Source organism: Caballeronia sp., assembly GCF_049581465.1.
In the GTDB taxonomy this organism is placed as follows: Bacteria; Pseudomonadota; Gammaproteobacteria; order Burkholderiales; family Burkholderiaceae; genus Caballeronia.
The window spans coordinates 1-6911 of sequence record NZ_JBAUSA010000751.1 but is presented as its reverse complement, the minus strand read 5'-3'; the positions used below and the strand labels follow the sequence as shown (position 1 = coordinate 6911).

Annotated in this window: 7 protein-coding genes; 1 reads left to right on the top strand and 6 read right to left on the bottom strand. The window is 60.9% G+C overall.

Translation table 11 applies throughout. The features are described 5' to 3' along the window. On the top strand, positions 1-354 hold a 354-nt coding region (locus WCA53_RS18625), incomplete at its 5' end, for a helix-turn-helix domain-containing protein (RefSeq protein WP_423913833.1). Between the two features lie 8 nt (positions 355-362). On the opposite strand, the gene WCA53_RS18620 is transcribed toward WCA53_RS18625, so the two are convergent. The 6 genes from WCA53_RS18620 to WCA53_RS18595 form a co-directional block, all read right to left on the bottom strand. Continuing rightward, positions 363-1565 (bottom strand): DUF445 domain-containing protein, encoded by a 1203-nt coding sequence (locus tag WCA53_RS18620; RefSeq protein ID WP_423913831.1) that lies wholly within the window; start codon positions 1563-1565, stop codon positions 363-365. An 83-nt stretch (positions 1566-1648) separates the two neighbouring features. Beyond that, on the bottom strand, positions 1649-2482 hold the full coding sequence (gene phaZ, locus WCA53_RS18615; RefSeq protein ID WP_423913828.1) for a poly(3-hydroxyalkanoate) depolymerase: 834 nt from the start codon (positions 2480-2482) through the stop codon (positions 1649-1651). An 84-nt stretch (positions 2483-2566) separates the two neighbouring features. Then, complete coding sequence (locus WCA53_RS18610) at positions 2567-2989, bottom strand: phasin family protein (RefSeq protein WP_423913836.1); 423 nt, start codon at positions 2987-2989, stop codon at positions 2567-2569. 64 nt (positions 2990-3053) lie between these two features. Continuing rightward, positions 3054-4760, bottom strand: coding sequence for an alpha/beta fold hydrolase (locus tag WCA53_RS18605; RefSeq protein ID WP_423913825.1), 1707 nt, complete (start codon positions 4758-4760; stop codon positions 3054-3056). Between the two features lie 53 nt (positions 4761-4813). Continuing rightward, the gene (locus WCA53_RS18600; protein WP_423913821.1) at positions 4814-5278 is read right to left on the bottom strand and encodes a MaoC family dehydratase; all 465 of its coding nucleotides are present in this window, start codon (positions 5276-5278) and stop codon (positions 4814-4816) included. A gap of 22 nt (positions 5279-5300) precedes the next feature. Continuing rightward, on the bottom strand, positions 5301-6911 hold a 1611-nt coding region (locus tag WCA53_RS18595), incomplete at its 5' end, for a fatty acid--CoA ligase (RefSeq protein WP_423913816.1).

Below are 6911 nucleotides of genomic sequence, written 5' to 3'. Positions count from 1 at the left end.
GGGCCGGAAATCGGGCCGCTCCTACATGCGGTTCGCGACAACACGCGTTCCACCGCGCAGACGAAGGAGACCGTCGCTTACATCGATCGCCTGCTGGATGGTTGGCGAGCGCTGTACGAGCCCGCCGGCGGCCCCAGGCGCGACCCGGAGCGCGAGCCGTTGAGCGCACGGGAGCGCGGCATCGTCGAGTTGATTGCCCAAGGGCAGTCGAACAAGGAGATCGCGCGCACCTTGGGGATTGCGCCCGAAACGGTCAAGACTCATGTGAAGAACATCTTCGTGAAACTGGATGTCGACAAGCGCGCGCATGCCGTCGCGCGCGCGCAGGCACTCGGACTGGTTGCAGCCGGCTAGCGCAGGTGTCAGCGGATGACAAGGAGTGTGGCGGCGTGAAGCAGCACGCCGACCATGCCACCCACGAAGGTGCCATTGATCCGGATAAACTGCAGGTCACGGCCGATTTCCGCTTCGATCTTCTGGCTTACTTCATTTGCATTCCAACCTTTCACGACCTCGGTGATCAGCGCGGAGAACTGGCGCCCGTAGCGCACGACGAGTTCGCGCGCCAGCGCGAGCCACCATGCGTTCAGCTTGTGTCGAATCGCAGGCTCACGGCTGATCCGCTTGCCGAGCGACGCCAGCATGCTCGTCAATGCGTCGCGCACGGCCGACTGCTCGTGACCGAGATCGGCGATCACATGCGTGCGCAAGCGCGCAAGCAGCACGCCATAGTAATCTGCATTCCTGAAGTAACGGATGCAGTCGCGCATTAACGACTTGCCGAAACGGCGATGCACTGCTGAAGTCTGCAATCGCACAATCAGCGCCTGCAAGCCCTCATCGACCTGACGGCGAAGCTCGTGGTCCGGACTCGCCCCCACCTCATGGAGGAGCGAAATAATCCCTTCGATAAATTTCCTGACGATATAGGCGTCAAGCGGCGCGGGTGTGTACCTCGACGCCTCGCTGAATTTGGCCTTGATCATGTCGACGTTCGCCGTCAGCCACTTCTCCAGCACTTCGAGTCCGTGAACCAGCCACGGCTGATGCCGCTCGCCTTCAGTCAGTATTTTAAGGACGTCGCCGGCCACTCGGGATACATCAAGCCTACGCAACTGCGGTATCACCAGACGGTCGAAAAGCCACTGGAGGTCTGCTTCGTCAATGCCCTCAAGTAATTCTGCAACGGCGTGCGCAACAGTGTCTGCGAACCCGCGGCTATTCGCCGGGTGCGCCAGCCACTGGCCAAGCGCCTGGGCGGCATCGTAGCCGCTCACCCTGCCGACGATGAGCTCTGGTGTCAGGAAATTTTCCTCGACGAAGTTGCCGAGGCTTTCTGCAATGCGCGGCTGGTTTTGCGCAATGATCGCCGTATGCGGGATCCGCAGACCCATAGGATGACGAAACAGCGCGACGACGGCGTACCAGTCCGCGATCGCGCCGACCGTTGCGGCCTCCGCAAACGCGCGCGGCCACGCAAGCCATGAATTCTCAGGCTGCCAGGCGACGCACGCGAGCAGCAGCACAATCATGAAGGCGAGCAGGCACGTCGCCGTTCGCCGCATGCGCTGCAGGCCTCTTGCCTTGGGGTCTTCACTTACATTTCTAGTGGCTGGCCATGGACCATCGCCACCGTCAGCCGAAAAACTCAACTCGCCTCCTGCCGGAGAAATTTGCGCACGACCGGCGCGACTTCTCTCGCGCGCGAGATGAGAAACAGATGGCCGTCATCGATCACGTAGAGCGTCGAATCGGGGATACGGGCGGCGAGAATTTTCGCGTTGGTCAGCGGCACAATCGGGTCGTCGTTGCCGTGCATGACGAGTGTTTTCTGGCGCAACGACCCGAGCCACAGCAGGCTGCTCCAGCCTGTCGCAGCCAGCAGTTGATACACATAGCCCCGCCCGCGCGGCGGCTGAATGTGCTGGCTATGCGCCTTCAGGAGCGACGGATCGCGCCGGTAAGCGCCCCCGTAGATGTCCGCCCCAACCTCTTGCAGGTAGGCGGGATCGGTGTAGCGGCGCGGCCCGATCAGCTTTGACAACACCGACAGTTTGCCCGGCACCATGATGACGCCGGGAGAGGTTGCCGCGAGAACCAGCCTGCGACAGCGCCCTGGATACAGACGCGCAAACTGCTGCGCCAGCGCGCCGCCCCAGGAAACGCCCAACACATCGACGGCCCCGTCAAAGCCCAACCGTGTCAGCAGTTTGTCCGCCAACACGGACAAGGTTGAAAAGCGATACGGCACGACCGGCGCAGGCGAGCCGCCGACGCCGGGAATGTCGAAGATGATGACACTCACGTCTTCGAGCGCCGTGACGAACGGCCCCACCAGTTCGAGGTTGGCGCCGATGCCGTTGAAGATAAGAAGCGGCGGCGAAGCGTCACTGCCGCGCCATGTTCCGACACGCAGTGTCTGACCGTCCAGATCAATCGTCTGGATTTTCATGCTGCAAGCAGACTCGGGGCTCGTGTGCATCTATGTTTTCTGGAAGGACAATCGTTCGAGGCGTCGGCATGCCTGATGGGTTGTGCCGAAAGGGCTGCTCGCGTTACTTACTACTTACTTCTTCGGCTGAAGGAGCGTTTTCAATTCCTCCACGTGCTCGGCGACACGCTTCGTGACCACGGCGACGCTGTCCGCCTGCGCCCTGTATGCAGTGTCCGCGAGTTCCTGCATGTCCACCAGCGCCTTTTGCAGTGCCTGCTGGACCACTTCGCCCGTGTTGGCGGCGGGCTGGGCTTCCGACTTGGAAACGCGGCTGACGAGCGACTGCAATTCGGTCAGCGTCGTGTGGAGGATCTCCGACTGCTTCTGGGCTAGCGACTGCACGCCGGCAAGCGCGGTCGTGTTGGCTTCCGCGATCGCCTCGACGTCCTTGCGACGCGACTCGAGGATCGCGCCGATGTCGATACCGGGCAGCTTGAACTGTCCAATGACCTTTTTGTACTCGGCGAAAATGCTGTTCGGGTTGGTTGAATCCATCATCAGTACTCCAATTAAACTGCGTTAAGAAAATGTAAGTCACCGTGCATTCGGCGAGTCTGCATCATGCTTCTACGACATACATGCCCGGCGCCTTCACACCCGCGGGGTGCCGCTTGTTGCCGAGCTTCGCCGGTGCGGGCTTCCGCTCACCGGAATGGTCAACGAGCCAGGTGCGCCAGTCGGTCCACCACGTGTCCTTTTCGGTCTGGGCATTGGCGAGCCATGCGTCCGCAGTGGCGGCCAGATCGGGATTGAGGAAGAACTTCGACTTCGGATTGCCCGGCGGGTTGATCAGGCTCTGGATGTGGCCGCTCGAACTCAGCACGAAGCGTGTCTTGCCGCCGAACGTGCGCGCCGTGTTGTACACGCCCTTCCACGGCGTGATGTGATCGGTCATCCCGGCGACCACGTATTTATCGCACGTCACTTCGGACAGGTCGATCGGCGTACCCAGGACCGTCAGCGCGCGAGGCTTGCTGAACAGATTGCCCGTGAAGATATCGAGCAGTTGCCCATGCATAGCTGCGGGCAGCCGCGTCGCGTCGTTGTTCCAATAGAGGATGTCGAAAGCGGGCGGCGCTTTGCCGAGCAGATAGTTATTGACCCAGTAGTTCCAGACGAGATCGTTGGGTCTCATCCACGCGAACACGCGGCCCATTTCTTCGCCGGCGAGCACACCCTTAGCTGTACTGTTCTGCTTCGCGGCCGCGATGGCTTCCGGCGTTGCAAATAGTCCGAGCTGCGAGTCAGTCGTATTGTCCAGCACGGCGACCATCAGCGTGGCGGCGTTGACGCTCTTGTCACCCCGGCTTGCGAGGTGGCCGAGGAGCGCCGCAATCGTCATCGCACCCGAGCACGCGCCGTGCAGGTTGACGTCGTCGCTGCCGGTAATATCGCGCACTGCCGCGATCGCTTCGAGGAGCGCGGCAACATAGGTATCGAGGTCCCAGTGACTCTGCGCAGCGGTGGGATTACGCCAGCTCACCACGAACACCTGGAACTCGCTCTTCACCAGATAGTCGACAATGCTCTTGCCTTCGGACAGGTCGAAGACGTAGAACTTGTTGATCTGGGGTGGCACGATCAGCTGCGGGCGGGCGTACACATGCTCGGTCGCCGGCGTGTACTGGATCAGCTCTAGCACCTCGCTGGAAAAGACCACCGCGCCCGGCGACGTGCCGAGATTCTCGCCCACCTTGAACGCCGTCCTGTCGACTTGCGCGGGCATCCCCTGATTCTGCATCATATCGGTTGCGAGATTCCTGATACCGCCAAGCAGGCTGGCGCCGCCCGAATCGATGACTTTCTTGAGTGCAGCGGGGTTTCCGAACAGCGTGTTCGTCGGCGAGAGGGCATCCGTTACGAGCGACAGCACGAACTGTGCGCGGTCCTTGCTCTTCTGGTCGAGCGGGGAGCGCTCGACAAAACCTGTCAGCGCGTTGCGCCACGCCACGTAACCTTGCAGCGTCATGCGATAAAGCGAATTGCTCTGCCACGCAGGGTCGGTGAAGCGCTTGTCGCCCTGAGGCGGCGTAGCGTCCGCACTGCCGCCAAGCACCGCCATCAGATCACGAGCCAGCGCCGCCTCTTGCTCCATGAGCAAGGTGGGTTGCCGAAACGCCTGGGCGCCAATCTGCTGCGCGGTTGCCAGAATGTCGCGCGGGCGCAGCCCCACGAACGGATTCGGTCCGAGCATACCTTCCGCGGCAGACGCCGCGAGGTCGTTCACCTGCTCGCTTCGTGCCGAGCCTTCGTTATTTGCCGCCATCTTGCTGCTCCTCAAACATCTCTATCCGCTTAGCCAACATAGGTGCTTGGCCCTTAAGAAACCAGCATCGCCAAGGTTTCGGCGATGAGTGCTGGTTTCTCCTCGCCCTCGATCTGCAGTTCGTTCGTCGTCTTGACAATGATCCGGCCGCCGCCCTTCTTTTCCACCGAAACCAGCGTCACGCGATTTCTGACCCGCGCTCCCGCTTTCACCGGTGTCATGAAGCGCACCTTGTCCAGCCCGTAGTTCAGCCCAGCCGATGCGTCTTCAGGAATGACTCCGATCTCCATCGCGAGCGACGCCAGTAGGGAAAGCGTCAGATAGCCGTGTGCGATCGTGCCGCCGAATGGACTCTCGCGTTTTGCGCGCTCCTCGTTCACGTGAATCCATTGCTTGTCGCCCGTACACTCGGCGAACGCATTGATACGCGCCTGATCGACCACAATCCAGTCCGATACGCCCAGTTCGCGGCCAACGAAATCGTCAATCGTGGCCACGCTGTATGCCTTGATGCTCATCGTGTTTGCTCCTTGGGCCAGGTCAGACGAACTGCTCGCGCAGCCACTTCTTGTTGATCTTGCCGACACTCGTCTTTCCCAGCGCATCGACGAACTTCACGACCTGCGGCACCGCGTATTTCGATATTTTTCCGGATGTGCTGAACGACAGTACGTGCTGCTTGATGTCGTTCTCAGTGACTGCCGCCCCCTCGACGAGCACGACCAGCGCCACCGGCCGCTCACCCCACTTGTCATCCTTGATGCCGATGACGGCCACTTCGGAAACGCCTTCGTATTTGGAGATCAAGTTTTCAATCTCGATCGATGAAACCCACTCGCCGCCGGACTTGATCACGTCCTTGAGACGGTCGGTGATTTGTATGTTGCCCGTCGGATCGATACTGGCAATGTCCTGCGTATGGAGATAGCCGCCGGCCCAAAGCTGCTCGGAGGCCTCAGGATTGTTCAGATAGCCCTGCGTGAGCCACGGTGCGCGCGCGACGATCTCACCGGTGGCTTGACCGTCGTGGGCGAGCTCATCCATGTTGTCGTCGACGACACGCAAGTCAACGAGAGGAACAGGGCGGCCGGTCTTGCAGCGCAGGCGAAGCTGTTCGTCGGGATCGAGCTTTTCAGCCCCGGGCGGAAGTTGCGCAAGACTGAGCACGGGGCAGGTTTCCGACATCCCGTAACCGACGAACACGTCGATGCCCCGGTCCAGCGCCGCTTGGGCAAGGCCTTGCGGCAACGCGCTACCGCCGATGATGATCTTCCACTTGCTCATGTCCGTCTTCTTCCCCTCCTCACACGCGAGCAGCATGTGCAGGATCGTGCCGACACAATGCGAGAACGTGACGCCCTCCTCGCGCACGAGACGTGTGAGCCGGTCCGGTAAATAACGCCCGGGATAGACCTGCTTAACGCCCAGAAGCGTGGCGATATACGGCATGCCCCATGCGTGGACGTGGAACATCGGGGTGAGCGGCATGTACACGTCGCCACGATGGAAACGCTGTCCCGAGACAGGGCTCGCCAGTGCCCCCATCAGGGTGATGGTATGCAGGACCAGTTGCCGGTGCGTAAAGTAAACGCCCTTGGGAAGGCCTGTCGTGCCGGTGGTGTAGAACGTCGTTGCACGCGTGTTCTCGTCAAAGTCCGGAAACGCGTAGCTCGTGCTGTTCGCCGACAGCATGGCCTCGTATTCAATCGAGAAGGGAATGGTGTGTTCGCAAGCTTCGCTACCTGGCTCATCGATCCAGATGAACTTACGCACTGTTTCCAGTTTGTCCTTGATCGATTCGACGACCGGCAGGAAATCGGTGTGAACCAGCAGGACTTCAGCGCCGGCGTGATTGATCGTGTAGGCGATTTCCGCCGGGGACAGACGCACGTTCACGGTCTGCAAGACAGCGCCCATCATCGGCACGGCGAAATAGCATTCGAGGTAGCGGTGGCTGTCCCAATCCATCACCCCGACGGTGCTGCCGTGCTGCACGCCAAGTTGGCTCAAGCCGTTGGCGAGGCGTGCGATACGCTCGCGCAACGTAGCGTAGGTCATCCGGAACTGGTCCCGGTAGACGATCTCCTCTTCCTGCGCCTGAACGAACGGCGTGTGCAAGAGTTGCTTGATCAGCAACGGATAGGCGTAGGC

Bases quoted from the DNA above. Each gene is read 5' to 3' on its own strand.
- WCA53_RS18620 (WP_423913831.1), bottom strand. From the start codon at position 1,565: ATGCGGCGAACGGCGACGTGCCTGCTCGCCTTCATGATTGTGCTGCTG.
- phaZ (WP_423913828.1), bottom strand. From the start codon at position 2,482: ATGCACACGAGCCCCGAGTCTGCTTGCAGCATGAAAATCCAGACGATT.
- WCA53_RS18610 (WP_423913836.1), bottom strand. From the start codon at position 2,989: ATGGATTCAACCAACCCGAACAGCATTTTCGCCGAGTACAAAAAGGTC.
- WCA53_RS18605 (WP_423913825.1), bottom strand. From the start codon at position 4,760: ATGGCGGCAAATAACGAAGGCTCGGCACGAAGCGAGCAGGTGAACGAC.
- WCA53_RS18600 (WP_423913821.1), bottom strand. From the start codon at position 5,278: ATGAGCATCAAGGCATACAGCGTGGCCACGATTGACGATTTCGTTGGC.